This window comes from Gemmatimonadaceae bacterium (genome assembly GCA_037721215.1).
In the GTDB taxonomy this organism is placed as follows: domain Bacteria; phylum Gemmatimonadota; class Gemmatimonadetes; order Gemmatimonadales; family Gemmatimonadaceae; genus UBA4720.
Window position 1 is genome coordinate 1 of the sequence record JBBJNV010000033.1, and the last position, 14,674, is coordinate 14,674.

General features: G+C 61.0%; 16 protein-coding genes and 1 pseudogene. 2 read left to right on the forward strand and 15 right to left on the reverse strand.

The features are described from left to right. Positions 1 to 194 precede the first annotated feature (194 nt). Complete coding sequence (rpsT, locus tag WKF55_15260; GenBank protein ID MEJ7760938.1) at positions 195 to 434, forward strand: 30S ribosomal protein S20; 240 nt, start codon at positions 195 to 197, stop codon at positions 432 to 434. 54 nt (positions 435 to 488) lie between these two features. On the opposite strand, the gene WKF55_15265 is transcribed toward rpsT, so the two are convergent. The 9 genes and pseudogenes from WKF55_15265 to WKF55_15305 form a co-directional block, all read right to left on the reverse strand. Then, positions 489 to 1,562, reverse strand: coding sequence for a hypothetical protein (locus WKF55_15265; protein ID MEJ7760939.1), 1,074 nt, complete (start codon positions 1,560 to 1,562; stop codon positions 489 to 491). Further along, a complete protein-coding gene (locus tag WKF55_15270) occupies positions 1,559 to 2,908 on the reverse strand; it encodes a dihydroorotase (protein MEJ7760940.1) in 1,350 nt (449 codons plus the stop codon). The genes WKF55_15265 and WKF55_15270 overlap by 4 nt, the downstream gene beginning before the upstream one ends. Continuing rightward, a complete protein-coding gene (locus tag WKF55_15275; GenBank protein ID MEJ7760941.1) occupies positions 2,905 to 3,864 on the reverse strand; it encodes an aspartate carbamoyltransferase catalytic subunit in 960 nt (319 codons plus the stop codon). The genes WKF55_15270 and WKF55_15275 overlap by 4 nt, the downstream gene beginning before the upstream one ends. Continuing rightward, positions 3,861 to 4,427 carry a bifunctional pyr operon transcriptional regulator/uracil phosphoribosyltransferase PyrR gene (gene pyrR, locus WKF55_15280; GenBank protein MEJ7760942.1) on the reverse strand — a complete coding sequence of 189 codons (567 nt, stop codon included), beginning with the start codon at positions 4,425 to 4,427 and terminating at the stop codon, positions 3,861 to 3,863. The genes WKF55_15275 and pyrR overlap by 4 nt, the downstream gene beginning before the upstream one ends. A 67-nt stretch (positions 4,428 to 4,494) precedes the next feature. Continuing rightward, a complete protein-coding gene (locus WKF55_15285; protein ID MEJ7760943.1) occupies positions 4,495 to 4,908 on the reverse strand; it encodes an NAD-binding protein in 414 nt (137 codons plus the stop codon). A 3-nt stretch (positions 4,909 to 4,911) separates the two neighbouring features. After that, positions 4,912 to 5,391 (reverse strand): annotated as a pseudogene (locus tag WKF55_15290) (NAD(P)-dependent oxidoreductase). Positions 5,392 to 5,457: 66 nt separating this feature from the next. Beyond that, positions 5,458 to 6,804: an MFS transporter gene (locus WKF55_15295; protein MEJ7760944.1), complete on the reverse strand. Its 1,347-nt coding sequence runs from the start codon at positions 6,802 to 6,804 to the stop codon at positions 5,458 to 5,460. A 92-nt stretch (positions 6,805 to 6,896) separates the two neighbouring features. Beyond that, on the reverse strand, positions 6,897 to 7,496 hold the full coding sequence (locus WKF55_15300; GenBank protein MEJ7760945.1) for a DUF4126 domain-containing protein: 600 nt from the start codon (positions 7,494 to 7,496) through the stop codon (positions 6,897 to 6,899). Between the two features lie 58 nt (positions 7,497 to 7,554). Then, positions 7,555 to 8,364 (reverse strand): YdcF family protein, encoded by an 810-nt coding sequence (locus tag WKF55_15305; protein MEJ7760946.1) that lies wholly within the window; start codon positions 8,362 to 8,364, stop codon positions 7,555 to 7,557. Positions 8,365 to 8,416: 52 nt separating this feature from the next. Between WKF55_15305 and WKF55_15310 the strand changes: the two genes are divergently transcribed. Then, positions 8,417 to 8,908, forward strand: coding sequence for a hypothetical protein (locus WKF55_15310; protein ID MEJ7760947.1), 492 nt, complete (start codon positions 8,417 to 8,419; stop codon positions 8,906 to 8,908). Here WKF55_15310 and WKF55_15315 read toward each other — a convergent pair. The 6 genes from WKF55_15315 to WKF55_15340 all read right to left on the reverse strand — a co-directional run bounded on the left by WKF55_15315 (position 8,894) and on the right by WKF55_15340 (position 14,651). Continuing rightward, complete coding sequence (locus WKF55_15315; protein ID MEJ7760948.1) at positions 8,894 to 9,223, reverse strand: hypothetical protein; 330 nt, start codon at positions 9,221 to 9,223, stop codon at positions 8,894 to 8,896. The two genes, WKF55_15310 and WKF55_15315, sit on opposite strands and share 15 nt — an antisense overlap. A gap of 7 nt (positions 9,224 to 9,230) precedes the next feature. Continuing rightward, a complete protein-coding gene (locus WKF55_15320; protein ID MEJ7760949.1) occupies positions 9,231 to 11,720 on the reverse strand; it encodes a penicillin acylase family protein in 2,490 nt (829 codons plus the stop codon). Next, on the reverse strand, positions 11,717 to 12,427 hold the full coding sequence (locus WKF55_15325; protein MEJ7760950.1) for a hypothetical protein: 711 nt from the start codon (positions 12,425 to 12,427) through the stop codon (positions 11,717 to 11,719). Before WKF55_15325 ends, WKF55_15320 begins: the two co-directional genes overlap by 4 nt. 114 nt (positions 12,428 to 12,541) lie before the next feature. Then, complete coding sequence (locus tag WKF55_15330) at positions 12,542 to 12,931, reverse strand: hypothetical protein (GenBank protein MEJ7760951.1); 390 nt, start codon at positions 12,929 to 12,931, stop codon at positions 12,542 to 12,544. Positions 12,932 to 13,074: 143 nt separating this feature from the next. After that, a complete protein-coding gene (locus tag WKF55_15335) occupies positions 13,075 to 14,178 on the reverse strand; it encodes a hypothetical protein (GenBank protein ID MEJ7760952.1) in 1,104 nt (367 codons plus the stop codon). Between the two features lie 98 nt (positions 14,179 to 14,276). Further along, complete coding sequence (locus WKF55_15340) at positions 14,277 to 14,651, reverse strand: prepilin-type N-terminal cleavage/methylation domain-containing protein (protein MEJ7760953.1); 375 nt, start codon at positions 14,649 to 14,651, stop codon at positions 14,277 to 14,279. Between the last annotated feature and the right edge of the window lie 23 nt (positions 14,652 to 14,674).

A 14,674-nucleotide genomic window follows, 5' to 3' on the forward strand; every position in this document is an offset into this window, starting at 1 on the left:
TCGCCGTCAGCGCACCGCGGGAGTTGCCTCGCCTTTCCCATTCGGGCGCGAGCGTTCTTACCGCTAAGACGTCAAAATGACCCACTACCCCGACGCCCGCTGTAGTTGACATTCACCGCGCCGAGAATATCATTCAAGGCTGTACAACTGGCGTACGATTCTCGTTCGCCGCGAATCAAACAGAGAGATTGTCAGTGCCGAATATTGCGTCCGCGAAGAAGAACATGCGAAAGTCCCGTGCAGCGATGGTGCGAAACCGCGCTCAACGTTCCGCCCTTCGCACCGCACTGAAGAAAGCGCATGTCACGGACGCCGGCGCTGATATCCAAGTCGCTGCAGTTACGCTGCTCGATCGCGCTGCCCGCAAGGGCCTGATCCACAGGAATACCGCCGCCCGTCACAAGAGCCGGATGGCGAAGAAAGCCGCGAAGTAGACGACTGCAGGCTTGCGGACAAATGGAGCGCCCTCGCGGGGCGCTCCTTTCGTTTCACATTGTCGCCAACTCGCCTCCGCAGCGCTCACAATACCACTCGGTAGGGTGATTGAGGGTTCCACATTCGTGGCACTTGAGCGTCTTCGACTGCTCCCCTTTGGTGTCGGACTGTTTCCCGGACTTTCCCCCGCTCGTTCCGCCGAGTGGCGTTCGCATGGATCTCTGGCGTGAAGGTGCCTCCGTTTCGGGAACGGACGCGGGTATAGTCGCCGAACCCGTAGCAATCGAATTTGACGTCGCAGCGGCGGGCTCAGCCGAACTACCGGGGCCCTGACTGGGCAATGCGTCCCGGTCCGCCGGATCGCCCTCTGACGACGCTGGCGAGCCGCCGCCGCGCGTGGCCACGGTATCGCGACTGGAATCACCGGCGTCCGCTCGCGAAGAAACACCGTCATCGGACCGTGGAGAGCCACTGTCCGGCCGCAACGAAGCGTCGTCGGGTTGCAAGCCAATAGCACCGGCCCGCGAACCAATGGCGCCGGGTCGCGAAGCAGCGTCATCCGCCTCGACCCGCGCGGGCGAGGCGGCTACGGCCGACTCACTGCGCGATGGCCCCGAGTCGCTCTCGGGCAAGGCCTCGGCATCCACCGAGGGTGTACGCTGCGGCGTGCTACGCAATCCGCTACGCGGGCCAACCGCACTCAGCGTCTGGATACTCCTGAGCTCGGCAAGCTCGTTGTCGAGACGCTCGCGGTCCACCGCGATCCGATCGAGATCTCGTTGCGACTCGACGCGGATTTCCTCCCAGCGAGCGGGGTCGTACTCGCCCACCGCCGCGCGCAATTCGGCTTCCTGAAGCGCGTCCTTTCGGGTGTCCTCATCGCGCGCCACCTCGATGAGGCGCGAGGACAGCGTAGTGATGTTCAGTTGCAGCTCTTCGGCATGGCCGCCGATTTCCCCGGACACCCGCTCCATGCGAGTCTCATAGTCCGCATTGACTTTCTCGAACACGTGCGCCGGCGTGCCGTCGCGTTTTGCCTCGAGGACCGATATCCACTGCTCATACTGCTGGCGTTCCGCGATCAGGGCGCGGAGCGCATCGAGCGCATTCGTCTTTGCCTTGTTCATTCTGGCCTCTCTCTCCCTGCGACACGACTAAGCCCCGCCGCGCCGGCATTGTCCGCCAACCTGTGAACGATCGATCCACCGACGATAGTGCATACCGCGCGCCCGGAGAGATTCACCCCTCCAAAAGGCGTATTCCGGCCCTTCGTCACGAACTCAGAAGCTTCTACCCGCCAATTCATTCCGGGATCGAATACCGTGACGTCGGCCGGCACTCCTCTCGCAAGAGACCCGCCGGGGAGCCCGAACAGCCGGGCCGGCGCACAGGACATCCTGTCCACCAGCGTCGCGAAATCTATGTGGCCCGTGTCGACAAGATTCGTAACCGACACGGCCAGCGCAGTCTCGAGACCGACAATGCCATTGGGGGCGTTCGCGAACTCCCGCTCCTTTTCGTCGTAATGGTGCGGCGCGTGATCAGTGGCGATCATGTCGATCGTGCCATCCTTTACGGCTTCCCGGAGCGCCTCGACATCCCTGGCGGTGCGAAGTGGCGGATTCATCTTGGCATTGGTATCGTAGGACAAAATCCGGTCTTCGGTCAGCGAGATATGATGCGGGCAGACCTCGGCCGTGACGTTGATTCCGCGATCCTTTCCCCAGCGAATGAGTTCCACCGAACCATGTGTGCTCATGTGGGCGAGGTGAACGTGGCCCCCCGTACGCCTGGCAAGAAGGATGTCGCGAATCACCATGATCTCCTCCGCTTCGGCAGGAATGCCCTTGAGGCCGAGTCGTGCGGATACCATTCCCTCGTTCATCGATCCGCCGTTCGCAAGTGTGGGCTCTTCGCAGTGATCGATTACAGGAACGCCGAAGGTACGAGCGTACTCCAGCGCTGTCCGCATGAGTTGCGCAGAAACGACCGGACGCCCGTCATCGCTCATCGCCACCGCGCCAGCCGCAATCATTTCGCCGAATTCGGCGAGTGTTTCGCCTCGCTGGCCCACTGAAATCGCGCCGATCACATGGACGCGAGCCGCACCGGCACGCTGGGCCTGCCGGATGATGAAGCCGACCGCGGCCTGATTGTCGGTAACCGGATCGGTGTTCGGCATCGCGCAGACAGCGGTGAATCCGCCCGCTGCTGCCGCGCGGGCGCCGCTGGCGATGGTCTCGACGTCTTCTCTGCCCGGCTCACGCAGATGGCAATGCACGTCGATGAATCCAGGGGAGACAATACACCCCGCACAGTCAACTATTTCTGCACCATCCGGATCTCCGCTGATCCGGCCCATGCTCTCGATCCTGCCATCAATGATCAACAGGTCGGTTATTTCATCGACGCTTTGCGCCGGGTCGAGGACACGTCCTCCGCGCAGCAACAGGGGCCTGGCTGCCTCCTTCATCTCCCGCCTCCCTTCGCCGCTTCCGCAAGCTCTGGCTTGCCACCGGCAAGCAGATACAGCACAGCCATGCGGATTGCCACTCCGTTGGTAACCTGGTTCAGAATGACGCTCTGCGGTCCATCGGCAACATCCGAGTCTATTTCCACGCCCCGGTTCATCGGGCCCGGATGCAGTATTAGCACGTCGCGCGGGGCACGTTCGAGCCGCTCGCGCGTCACACCAAATACTCTGTTGTACTCGCGACTCGACGGGACGTAGCCCGCAGTCATGCGTTCGAGCTGGAGACGGAGGATGTTCAGCGCGTCCGCCCATCCGATTGCGTCCTCGATGCGCTCGAACACCGTCACTCCGAACTTTTCGATCGCGTTTGGCAACAACGACCTCGGGCCGCACACCGCAACTTCAGCGCCGAGCTTCTGCAATCCCCAGATATTGGATCGGGCGACCCTGGAATGGAGCACGTCCCCGCAAATGCAGATCTTCTTTCCAGCCAGATCACCGAAATGGTCGCGAAGGGTGAGCATATCGAGTAGCCCCTGCGTAGGATGCTCATGAGTGCCATCGCCTGCATTGATGACGTTGGACTCGATTCGGTCGGCAAGAAATTGCGCGGCACCAGAGGCCCCGTGCCGGATCACCACCATGTCGATGCGCATTGCCTCCAGATTGCGAGCCGTATCGACGAGCGTCTCGCCTTTCTGCACGCTCGATCCCGAAGCCGCAACGTTCACAGTATCAGCCGACAGCCGTTTCTCCGCGAACTCGAACGATATCCGGGTGCGAGTCGAACTTTCGAAAAACAGATTTACGATCGTCGAGCCACGAAGCGCGGGCACTTTCTTGATCGCCCGCTCACTGATTTCCTTGAATGGCTCCGCAGTATCCAGAATCAGGCGGATCTGTTCGCTCGAGAGGAATTCGAGTCCGAGCAGATCCTTTCCCAGTGCACTTGTCACCGCTCGGATCGGCCGCGCTGCGTCGCGAGTACCACTGCCGACCTTCCATCCAGGTCTTCAACCAGCACGTCAACCCGGTCACCGCGGCTCACGGTGATGCGCTTCCCCACTACGTCCGGCTGAATAGGCAGTTCCCGGCCACCGCGGTCGATGAGCACCGCGAGAGCGATTCGCGCGGGTCGCCCGAAGTCGGCGATCTCATCGAGCGCAGCGCGAACCGTGCGGCCCGTGTAGAGGACATCATCGACGATGACAACGTTCCTGCCATCAACGCCCCATGGCAGATCAGTGGCCCCGACAACCGGGCGGGGGCCGATAGTCTGAAGATCGTCGCGATACAGTGTTATGTCGAGCGATCCCTGCTGCACCGACCCCTTCGCGCTTGCCTCGATGATCGTTACGAGCCTGCGGGCCAGCTGAACACCGCGGCGCTGAATCCCCACGATGACCAGGCCGTCAATGCCCTCATTCAACTCGACTATCTCATTGCCCATCCGCGTCAGTGTCCGTTCTACGGCGTGAGCGGTAAGAATTGTCGTTTGTTCTGCGGGTCGATCTGGCATCGAGGGACAAATATGCGCGCAGCGGTCATGTTATTGAAGACGGCTGAAGGCAAGACCACGAAATCGGTCAGCAGACGCGAACTCCGGCCCTTTGCTCGATGATTCGCACCGCTTCGACGTGATCTGCTTCTTCCCCCAGACTTGCATGGGCCTCGGCGAACAGTCGCGACGCAAGCTCGATGAAAGGAGCGGGCACTCCCGCACGCGACGCGACGTCGGCTGCAATTGCAACATCCTTGTCCAGGAGCGCAATCTTGAAGGTTCGCGGGAATGCCCGGGTAACGACACGTTCCGGAAACAGTTTCTCGGACGCATTTGACCGTCCGCTCGAGCCGTTGATTACCTCGAGCGCAGTGCTCGCATCGACTCCGTACTTCGCGAGCGCCGTGAGGCACTCGCCCGCCGACCATATGTGAATTGCGAGCAGCGCCTGGTTCATCGCCTTGACCGCGTCGCCGGCACCAGTGCTTCCGCAGCGCACTATCCGCTTGCTGAAAGCATCGAGGACGGGCCTGGCTCGATCGATCAATGCTGCTTCCCCTCCGCACATGATCATCAGCGTGCCTGCTTCCGCGCCTTTTACTCCGCCGCTCACCGGCGCATCGATGAAGTCCACGCCGCGCCCCGCCAGCCGCGCGGCAATCTCCATCGACGTGCGTGGATCGCCCGACGTGCAGTCCACGAGAAGCGATCCGGCGCGGAGCCCGGATTCGAGACCGTCGGCACCGTCGAGCAGATTGCGGACTTCCTCCGACGACGGCAGACATGTGATGATTACGTCGGCGTTGCTCGCGGCCGCAGCGGGGCTGGGGGCCAGACTTGCAGAATGCTCACCGGCAAACTTCCGCGCCTTCTCCATGGTGCGGTTCCATACCGTGAGCTCAAACGGCGGCTTCGCCAGGTGCACCGCAATCGGCCATCCGATTGCGCCCAACCCCAGAAACGCCACGCGCATCAGGTGATGCCGGTCGCAGTGCTTAGGGGCGTGTCAGCTACGGTCACGCCACACATGACGAAACGGTAATCCCAATCATATGGGATCCCTTATATATTCTCCGGTCCCGTCCTGGCCGCCAACTTCGTCCCAGATACGAGCGGTATGACTTTCACGCAGGAAAAGTGATCCGATGACGAACGTCAGCAGCGCTACCACGATCGGGTAGATCAGACCCGCGTAGATGTTCCCCGTACGCGCCACGAGAGCGGTCGAAATGAGCGGCAGGAAGCCGCCAAACCACCCGTTGCCGAAATGATAGGGCAACGACATCGACGTATATCGAATCTTCGCGGGAAACGCCTCGACCAGGAATGCCGCGATTGGACCATAAACCATGGTGACGAAAATCACCTGAATGAAAACAAGCGCAGTCAGCGCGACCGGATTGACCGGCTCCGAAAACGCTTTCATCGCCTGATAAATCGGATAGTAGGAAACAGCGGCGAGGAGATTGCCGGCCATCATGATCTTCTTCCGGCCAATCCTGTCCGAAAGTCCTCCAAACACGATGAACAGAGGTGCGCCGAGCAGCAGCGCCACCGCGACTATGATGTATGCGGTCGTCAACGGCACCTTCAGCACCGTCTGTAAAAAGAACAATGCGTAGAACTGGCCAGTGTACCAGACCACGGCCTGACCCGCGGTAGCGCCGAAAAGGACGAGCAAGAACACCTTCCATTTGCTCCAGGTCCCGAAGCTGTCCCGAATAGGCGCGGTCGAGGTTCCTCCCGCTGCCTTGAGTCGGGCGAAAAGCGGCGACTCCTGCAGTCTCACCCGGATGTAATACGACATGCCCACAAGCAGGATTGAAAGAAGAAACGGGATTCGCCAGCCCCATACCTTGAACGCCTCCTCGCCGACCGCCGCCCTGACGACCAGGATGACGACCAGCGACACAAACAGGCCGAGAGTCGCGGTTGTCTGGATGAAACTCGTGTAAAAACCTCTCTTGCCATCCGGGGCGTGCTCGGCAACATAGACCGCGGCTCCGCCGTATTCACCACCCAGAGCGAGGCCCTGCAGCAGGCGCAGTATCACCAGTAGAATCGGGGCGGCAATGCCGATTTGAGCGTACCCGGGCAGCAGTCCGATAGCGGCTGTAGATCCGCCCATGATGAGCAGCGTGATGAGAAAAGCAAACTTGCGACCGATCAGATCGCCAACGCGCCCGAATACCAGCGCGCCAAAAGGACGAACCGCAAATCCCACGGCAAAGGTCGCCAGCGTCTTCAGAAAATTGACGGTGGCGTTGCCTTCGGGATAAAACTGTGTGGAGATGATAGCGGCGAGACTGCCGAAGATGTAGAAGTCGTACCATTCGATCATCGTGCCAGCCGACGACGCGGCAATGACTTTCCAGATTTTCTGCTTTTCTTCCACTCGGCGACCCCGGATTCATGACTCGCCGATCCGCGCCACCGGCCGTGGCGGTCTCAGCGAGGAATAAATCTGGCTCGCTGCCGCTGCATCCGCTAAGTCGTCACGCTTCCTGCCACTTCTCCCCTGAACAGCCTCCGCACGGTTTTTATGATCCGCCGCACCAGCAGAATCAACAGTACGAGCAGGAGAATCGCAGTCGACAGTGTCAGGTAAGGATGATTCCATACAAAAAGCGCAATGGTCGAAACCGTCGCGAACTCCGCAACATTTGCGGCGGCATTCGTCACCGGCTCGGGCGAGGTATCGACGGCATAGCGCAACCCCAACTTCGTTCCGTGGGTTGTCAGTGCCAGGCCACCGCCGAGCAGGGCCGCAATCACTGTGTATGGTGATTCCAGCTGGTACGCAGTTGCGGCTGCAAGGAACGCTGCAGCGGGCGGGCGTATAAAACTCTGCGCGGTCTCCCAGAGGCTTGCAACACCGGGCACCAGCGTCACCATGAACTCGATGACGTACAGCGTGACCGCCAACCCGATGACCCAGATGTTGCTCACTGCGTGCAGCGCGCCGGGGAGCGGGCTGATCCACCCGGCACGATCGGCTACACCAAGTACCGCCACTGTCGCCGGAAGATTTATTCCGGCAGCGTAAGCCACACCGAGCGATTGCACTACTGTCGTGACTGATGACATGGACCATTCGTGATAGAGGGTTTCACTACGATCGGTCAGCGCGTGCAGTTTCGTGCCGTCAGAGCCACCCTGACGCGCGATACCGGATTGTCCCCGCCGTTTCGTACAGCCACAACCTGAACGCCGTAACCCTGTCCTCACCATTTCCGAGGACAAGAAACGCAACGTCGCGCGAGTCGCTTGGAGAACAGCTGACGGTCACACCGGCCTTCTCAAATGTGGCGCAGGCGCGTCTCGAGTGTGCAGGGGATGTTACGAGGACAATCCTCCTCCAGCCTCGTTCACGCGCCATGCGCGCCACGGCCACCGCTTCTTCCCGGGTGTTGTTGATGACGGGCGTAACGAGGGCGTTCGTCACGCCCCCAATCGCGAGCAGTCGCTTCTGATCGGCCTCGGACGTAATGACGTTGCCACGAAATACGTTTCGCTCCCGAGTCGTTACCAGCGTCGGTGCGATACCTGCCTGGACCAGCTCCATGCCTTTCACCAGCCGATCCACAGCCTGAGCGCCGAGTAATCCGTCGTCGTTGATCCCGGCTGAGAGAACGACGATTGCATCGGCGGTCGCAACTGGTGCATCGCGTCTCACCAGCGACCTTACCGGGCCTTCGATGACACTGGTGTATACGATGACCAGCAGCACAACGGACATTGCCGCAACCGGAATCCAGAGCAGTCTCTTCAGTCGCGTGATTGCGGCAATTGCGCCGAGAACTGCAAACGGCCCGATGCCGTCATATTCGGCTATTCGAAACACGTACGGAACTCCCATCGTAAGGAGAAGTAGCCAGGTTGCTATTCCCAGCATGGCGCCGTAAGCCGCATCCGCCATTCGTTCAGTGGCGACTGCATGCCTCGGCTCATACATTGAGTTCCGTGAATCGGACGGGTTGCGATCACTCACGATTGGGGATGTATCCATGTCCAGAATTATGCAGGCACGCGCGGATAACGTCACCCGCGAGCAGATGAAAGAACAGATCAAGGAGACGATCAGGATCGCTCAGGAAGCGGCCCGCGATGCACAGCAGGAAGGCGGCGTGCCGCGCCCTCCCGTCCCCCCGATCCCGCCTGTGGGCATACCCGGGATGCAGGCTCCGCAGAACTGGGACAACGTCATGCCGCCGCAGGTCGTGGACATATCCATCGCATTTTTCATTACTGTCGCGGTCATCATCGTCGGCTATCCGATCATGCGTGCGCTTGGGAAAAGAATCGAGGGAGGTGCCCCGGTTCATCAGACCGTTCCGGGCGATATCCGTAACCAGCTTCAGCAGATCACACAATCCGTCGATGCGATTGCGATCGAGGTGGAGCGTATCTCCGAGGGCCAGCGGTTCACCACGAAGATGCTCGCGGATCGGTCGAAAGACTCGATGCTGACGCAGATCGGCAGTTCAGCGGCGCCTTAACACCGGCGATAAAGTCGCGGCGCTCCACGCGAGGAGAGCGGGAAACAGTATCGTCAGCCCATAGAGCGCCGCGGGCGGCACACTCATCACTCCACTCACCTGCGATGCGACAGAACTGACAGAGCCGCGCGTGGCGTGAAGGATCAGCAGCGATCCCCATCCGAATGCGGCGCAGGCCGCAGCAAATCTCCCGCGAGTGGCGACCGGAGAACCAAACATGCCCCACAGCGCGGCGACGACTGGAACAGCCCACCATCCGGCGCCGAAAGTCATTACAGCGAACGCTTCGGACAGCAGCAGGAATTTCACGAACACGCGCATCTTACCTGGGAACGAGCGTAAGGCGCGATGCGACTCGCGCTCTGTCAATGTCAGCAGCGGTTTTCGGAAACAGCACGCGATCGAGCTGGCCGGTGCTCCATTTCGTTAGGCGGTCGACATAGCGGGGGCTCGAGGGGGCGCCGGACTGTCCACCGGGATAGGTCGACCACGCGCGAACCTCAGGTCCGAGCTCGACCACCATTCGCCAGCTCGCGCCCTGAGTACCATCTCCGCCCGACGGACTCAGCGTTGACGGACCGCCCTGCACGGGAATACCCAGCTTCGAGAACGCAGGAATCTGCAACAGGTGATTGATGTTCGCCGTTCTGATCTTTGACCAGAGCCAGCCGTCCGAGTCAGAGGTTCCATGTGAGCGGGTCACAGTCACAAGGGCGGCGCCGAGGCTTGCGGTGAGTACTGCGTCGCGATCCTCCACTGCTGGGGTGCGCCGGTCGTCCCACCATACACTTCGCGGACTTTGCAGAAGTACCGCGAGAATCTGTGACTCGGGCAAGCTGCGCTTTCGGGCTGATTCTCCGGCGGTGGTATCTCCGATTAGCTCGTCCCACGTACGCCTGGAAAGTTCATCCATCGCGGCCTCGAACAACACCGCGCGGCGGTTGGTTTTCTCGTAACGTCGGTTCCACTCCGCAAGGAGTGATGCGGCTTCGCGTATTTGTGCATTGCCGCGGCCTCCGCGGTCAGCGCGCGCGGCGGCGGCGGCGAGAAACGCGGGTACAAACACATCCGCGCGCGCGCTGCCGGGGTCGGTCTGGTAGCGGCGCATCTTGTCGGGAGTGAGCGAGGAGTCTTCCTGGAGGAGCTGAGTGATGCGCATCGCGCGCCACGGCGAGTACCAGTTGGAACCCATGTAATGCTGGTTCAGCAAAGGGTCGACGGGTTGCTGATTTGCGGATGCCAGGTAACCCTGAGCGGGGTTGATCGAGTACGGATACGCCGAAAGTGGGATCGATCCGGTCCAGTCGTTCGCCGATGACGACCCGCTCCGGATTACATCGCCGCGCCCATCACCCGGCCGCGCAGGATACCTGCCCGACGACCGTATGGCGATGGATCCGGATCTGTCGGCCACCAGCCCGTTTTGAGTCGGCGCAACGTAGTCCTCCATGGCGGTGAGCCATTCCTGCGCGTTACGGGCATGACCGAGCCGCATGAACACGTCAGTTTCGCGCGAGTTGTCGTATGCAGTCCATCGCATGGATAACCATTCGCCAAGCCTCCGTGTCATCGGCCCGCGGTGGGTGAAATACAGAGTATCTATCCTGAGAACTGCTCCGTCGGTGCCGCGGTACGATTCAAGCCGGCGCTCGATATCCCGCCATTTGCCGTCCACCATGTACCGGGACGGGTGCGTCGTATCGTCGACCGTTTCAGCGTAGTAATCGTCGACGTCCGAACCCGTATTAGTGAACGTCCACGCGACATCGCGGTTGAAGCCGATTACCACTCCTGGAACACCTGGGAAGCCAGCCCCTGCAACGTCGAGTTTTCCCGGTACCGAGATGTGCATTTCGTACCAGACTGACGGCAGCGAAAGGTCGAGATGAGGATCCCCGGCAAGGAGGGCGTGTCCGCTGGCAGTGCGGCGCGGCGACACCGCCCAGCTATTGCTTCCAATTGCGTCGCCGGACTCGCTGCGATGGCGAACACCGAGTTCCTGGGCGAGCGTTTCCCTGGCGTTCAGTACTACCCGGGCCGCCGGGTTTCCCTTTCCAGGCTGCGGGATGGGAGAAGTATCGAACCGCGCAGTGCGGAGTCCATTCGGCTGAATCGGTAATTGAATGGGACTGTTGACCGGAAAAAGTGCATCCGCGGCTGCTTTACCGACGAGGCTCTCTGCATGAAGTCGCCGGAAGCTTGCATCGTTGAATCCGAGAGTCAGCGCCATGCGAGAGAAAAAGAAGAGCGAATGTATGGGCTCCCATGCTATCGGCCTTGTATTGAGGAGCCTGTATTCCACCGGCAGGTCTCGCGGACGCATTTGCGTTATCCACGCGTTGACTCCGTCAGCGTAGGCGCCGATGGCACGAAAGCCGGGTGACGACCGGACGTAAGCGGCATACTTTCTTTCTGCGCCCCACACCAGTCCCAATGCGCGACTTCGCCGGTCGAGCTCGAGTGCCCGCGGCCCGGCCCACTCGGTCAGCCTGCCGGATGCCGCTCTTGTTTGCGCTTCCATCTGAAATAGCCGATCGCGGGCAACGACGAATCCAAGTGCCCGGTAGGCGTCATCTTCAGTTGCCGCAAAGATGTGGGGGACACCCCGGTCGTCGAAGACAACCTCCACTCTTGCCGAGAGCCCCGGTAACCGGGCGTTGTCCACGGGGGCCAGTACCGCGGATGCCGCGGTGGACCAGACTCCGTTGGCCGGATCCAACAGGGGTCCGAGTGGTGGAAGCGGACCGATCGAGCTGAATCCGGCAAAAAGAAGCGCGGCAAGCATTATCGCCGCCGCGCCTTTCCTGATCACGGATTCTTGACGGAGACCGGTGACAGTTTGAGGTGCAGGTTGTGGTTGATTCGAAGCCCTGCTATGCCTTCGGTTGGAAGCCCGGCTTTGCTGACCGACCCTACCTGCTTGCCGTTCACGATGAACTTGACCGCGTCATTCGTAACCTGCGCCGCCAGCGCGTAACTGGCCTTGCCGCCGCCATCGACCTTGGGGATGTCGGAATTGGCCGTCCACTTGACCACATCGCGGGTCTTCTCGCCCTCGCGAACCTTGACCAGCATTTCGCCGGTCCCGCGGACGATGAAATAAGTGTAAGCCTGCGTGGGCTTGTCGAGATCGCGGCCACCAATGAACAGTCCGAACGCCTCGGGATGCGCCGGTTTCTCGAGTAGTTCGACCGTCGTCATCGCGGTGTAGCTGCCCGCACCCACGTCCTTCGCAGCATAGAGAATATGAGCCGGCCCGGTAGTGACCTCGAACATACTCCCACCACTCGCGACATATTTCGCGCCGGTGATCGCGGCGTCAGGCTTGTCGGTGCGAGCCGTGTATCCGGCTGGCACACCGGCTCCGCCGACAGCATCGCGGTCCGGGTCGTCCGTCATCGGCGTGGCGACAGCTCCCGTATCTGCGCGGACGGCCATTCCAGTATCAACTGCTTCAGGCGCGTCAGACGCCGTGCATGCGGCCAGCGCAATCGCGGTGGCGATGAACAACCTCGTCATTTCCGGTCTCCTTGTGGGGTCGCGGGAATATACATGCCTCCACCCGCGATGCTCGACCGCTGCTCCATCGCGCGCCTAGGAACGGCGCGACGGAACAGATGCCGATGGAGACCGCTAGCGAGCTTTTGGCTTTGCGGGCGGCGTCGACACGGCGGCGACTTCGCGCGCCAGCGACTCGAGCACAGTCTGCAGCGTCACCGCCTGCTGTGCGACCACAACCTGCGCCGCCTTCACTGCGTTAGTTGCCAGCTTGATTGCGGCCACCTTCAGCTCCGGACTTTCCGTCGCCTTGCGCACTGCTTCCTGGACAGCTATCGAGAGTTGCTCCGCTGCACGCTGCACGTCCGCAACGGTGGCAGTGTCGCGTCGCGAGGCCGAAGTGTCCGGCAATACCGTCGGCGCTGGCGGGGACGTCTTCTGCGCCTGCACCGAGCCCGGAATCAGCGAAGCCACAACTACTGCAGCGATGGCCACGATAGTCCGGATACCGAAACTGTTATGCATGGGGGGGGGTCCTGTTAGTTGTGATACGCGCTGGAGTTCCGGGCCTTTTACACCGACGTCCGGATTGCGTGCCATCCCCTCGTGGGTCCTGGCCATCGTTGGACAGCAGCAGCGAAGAATTGGTTTCCCGTCGAAGAGACGGCCTATCGACGGGCTTTCGCCTTACTCGTGATTCCTGACCGCGAAGCCGAAGCAACCCGCTTGGCCTTTGACGCGTTGCGGCTCCTGGCAGCGCGTGCACGGGACGCCTTCGAACCGCGGATCCGGCGGTTCGAGCTAGCCAGCCGTCCGCCAGTGACCCAGCGCGCGCGGCTTCCTCTCACGTCGATATGGGCGAAGGGCCCGTGCGAGCCGGTGGCATGGTAGAGGCCAAGGCCCCCAAGCAGATCCGGATAGGCGCGCTCCACCCTTTCAACGGCGGCGAGAATCACTCGCGTATCACTGATGTTCACCCGTCCATCATTATTGAGATCGTCCATGCGGCCATCGTGATTGCTGTCGATGAAAATGTCGGCCGCGTCACCGAACTGGTGTCTGCTGTCGCGTGAGCGGCCACTGTTGTCGCCGAGCGCGATGTTATACTGCGGCGTTCGAAATCCCGAGAGCACCTCGACGTTGCGGACGGGCACGCCGTGCGCCTGGAGATCCTGAATCACGAGCTCGAGCTTATCGAGCAGTGGCTCCCTCAGAACGAGATACTTCGGCCACACGTTCTGCTGATCGTGAGTGAGAAAGTCTCGCAGCCGGAAGTGCTGCGAGATCCGGGTTTCCTGATTTTCGCGGGTGACTTCGATGAATCCCTCAGGATTCTGATACGCCTCGGAACGCGCCATGCCATTTTCATTCGGCCAGAATCCAACGCGGTAAGAGCCGACAGAACCTGCGATCTTGTCGCGGAAGGACCGCATGGTGATAAGCGAAAACCGGCCGACAGAGCTGGCCCCTGCGACCTCCTCGATGCCGGGGAGCATCTTCGATGTGTAGTTGAGGCTGCCGGCAAGGGGCGTTACGGACATTGCGCGCGGCGGAGCGACGAATCGCGCCAGCAGCTTCCCGCTTCTGCCGGCAAGCGCTCCGACAACCGAGCGAAGACTGGTGCTGTCGACCAGGGGCACCCTTCCAAGCGCCGCGAGATCAGGATTTACGATGACTTGTGCTGCCGTAAAGGCCGGGTACGCTAAGGCCGCGGCCGAGAAGGCGCAAAGAATTGCGGCATTGAGACATCCGCGATGTCCGGGAGCGTACATGAATGGCCTCGTCGGCAGATGTCCTCGCAGCGCAGCGGAGTAAGGCTACCTGGCATTGACGAACCGTCCCGCGAAGCGTCACTTCCCCCCGGCCGCGATCAGGTGCACGTGATAAGGCCGGCAGAGGATGAGGAACACGTTTTGGTGGTAAGAGTATGGCTTGCGGATGCGCTCCAGCCCGGCGGAGGACCAGCAGCCGCCGTGGCTGTTACGTCCACATTCTGGGACGCTACGAAACCCTGCATCGACGCGGGGTTGGCGCTCGTTCCCGAGAAATAAAGTCCGGAGCTATCGGCCGCGTAGCTTTCCTCGTACGTGGCAAGATTGCGGAGATCGGATTTCATCGCAGCTACATAGGCTTTTTCCTTGACGCCGGCAAATTTCGGAATCGCGATTGCGGCGAGTACGCCAATAATGACAACCACGACAAGAAGTTCAATAAGGGTGAAGCCCGGCCTGATATTGGTTCGCATCTGTCACTCCCTGGAAAAGAAGT

Excerpts from the sequence above, each read along its gene's own strand:
- WKF55_15265 (MEJ7760939.1), bottom strand. The coding sequence starts at position 1,562 with ATGAACAAGGCAAAGACGAATGCGCTCGATGCGCTCCGCGCCCTGATC.
- WKF55_15270 (MEJ7760940.1), bottom strand. The coding sequence starts at position 2,908 with ATGAAGGAGGCAGCCAGGCCCCTGTTGCTGCGCGGAGGACGTGTCCTC.
- pyrR (MEJ7760942.1), bottom strand. The coding sequence starts at position 4,427 with ATGCCAGATCGACCCGCAGAACAAACGACAATTCTTACCGCTCACGCC.
- WKF55_15300 (MEJ7760945.1), bottom strand. The coding sequence starts at position 7,496 with ATGTCATCAGTCACGACAGTAGTGCAATCGCTCGGTGTGGCTTACGCT.
- WKF55_15305 (MEJ7760946.1), bottom strand. The coding sequence starts at position 8,364 with ATGTATGAGCCGAGGCATGCAGTCGCCACTGAACGAATGGCGGATGCG.
- WKF55_15310 (MEJ7760947.1), top strand. The coding sequence starts at position 8,417 with ATGTCCAGAATTATGCAGGCACGCGCGGATAACGTCACCCGCGAGCAG.
- WKF55_15325 (MEJ7760950.1), bottom strand. The coding sequence starts at position 12,427 with ATGACGAGGTTGTTCATCGCCACCGCGATTGCGCTGGCCGCATGCACG.
- WKF55_15330 (MEJ7760951.1), bottom strand. The coding sequence starts at position 12,931 with ATGCATAACAGTTTCGGTATCCGGACTATCGTGGCCATCGCTGCAGTA.
- WKF55_15335 (MEJ7760952.1), bottom strand. The coding sequence starts at position 14,178 with ATGTACGCTCCCGGACATCGCGGATGTCTCAATGCCGCAATTCTTTGC.
- WKF55_15340 (MEJ7760953.1), bottom strand. The coding sequence starts at position 14,651 with ATGCGAACCAATATCAGGCCGGGCTTCACCCTTATTGAACTTCTTGTC.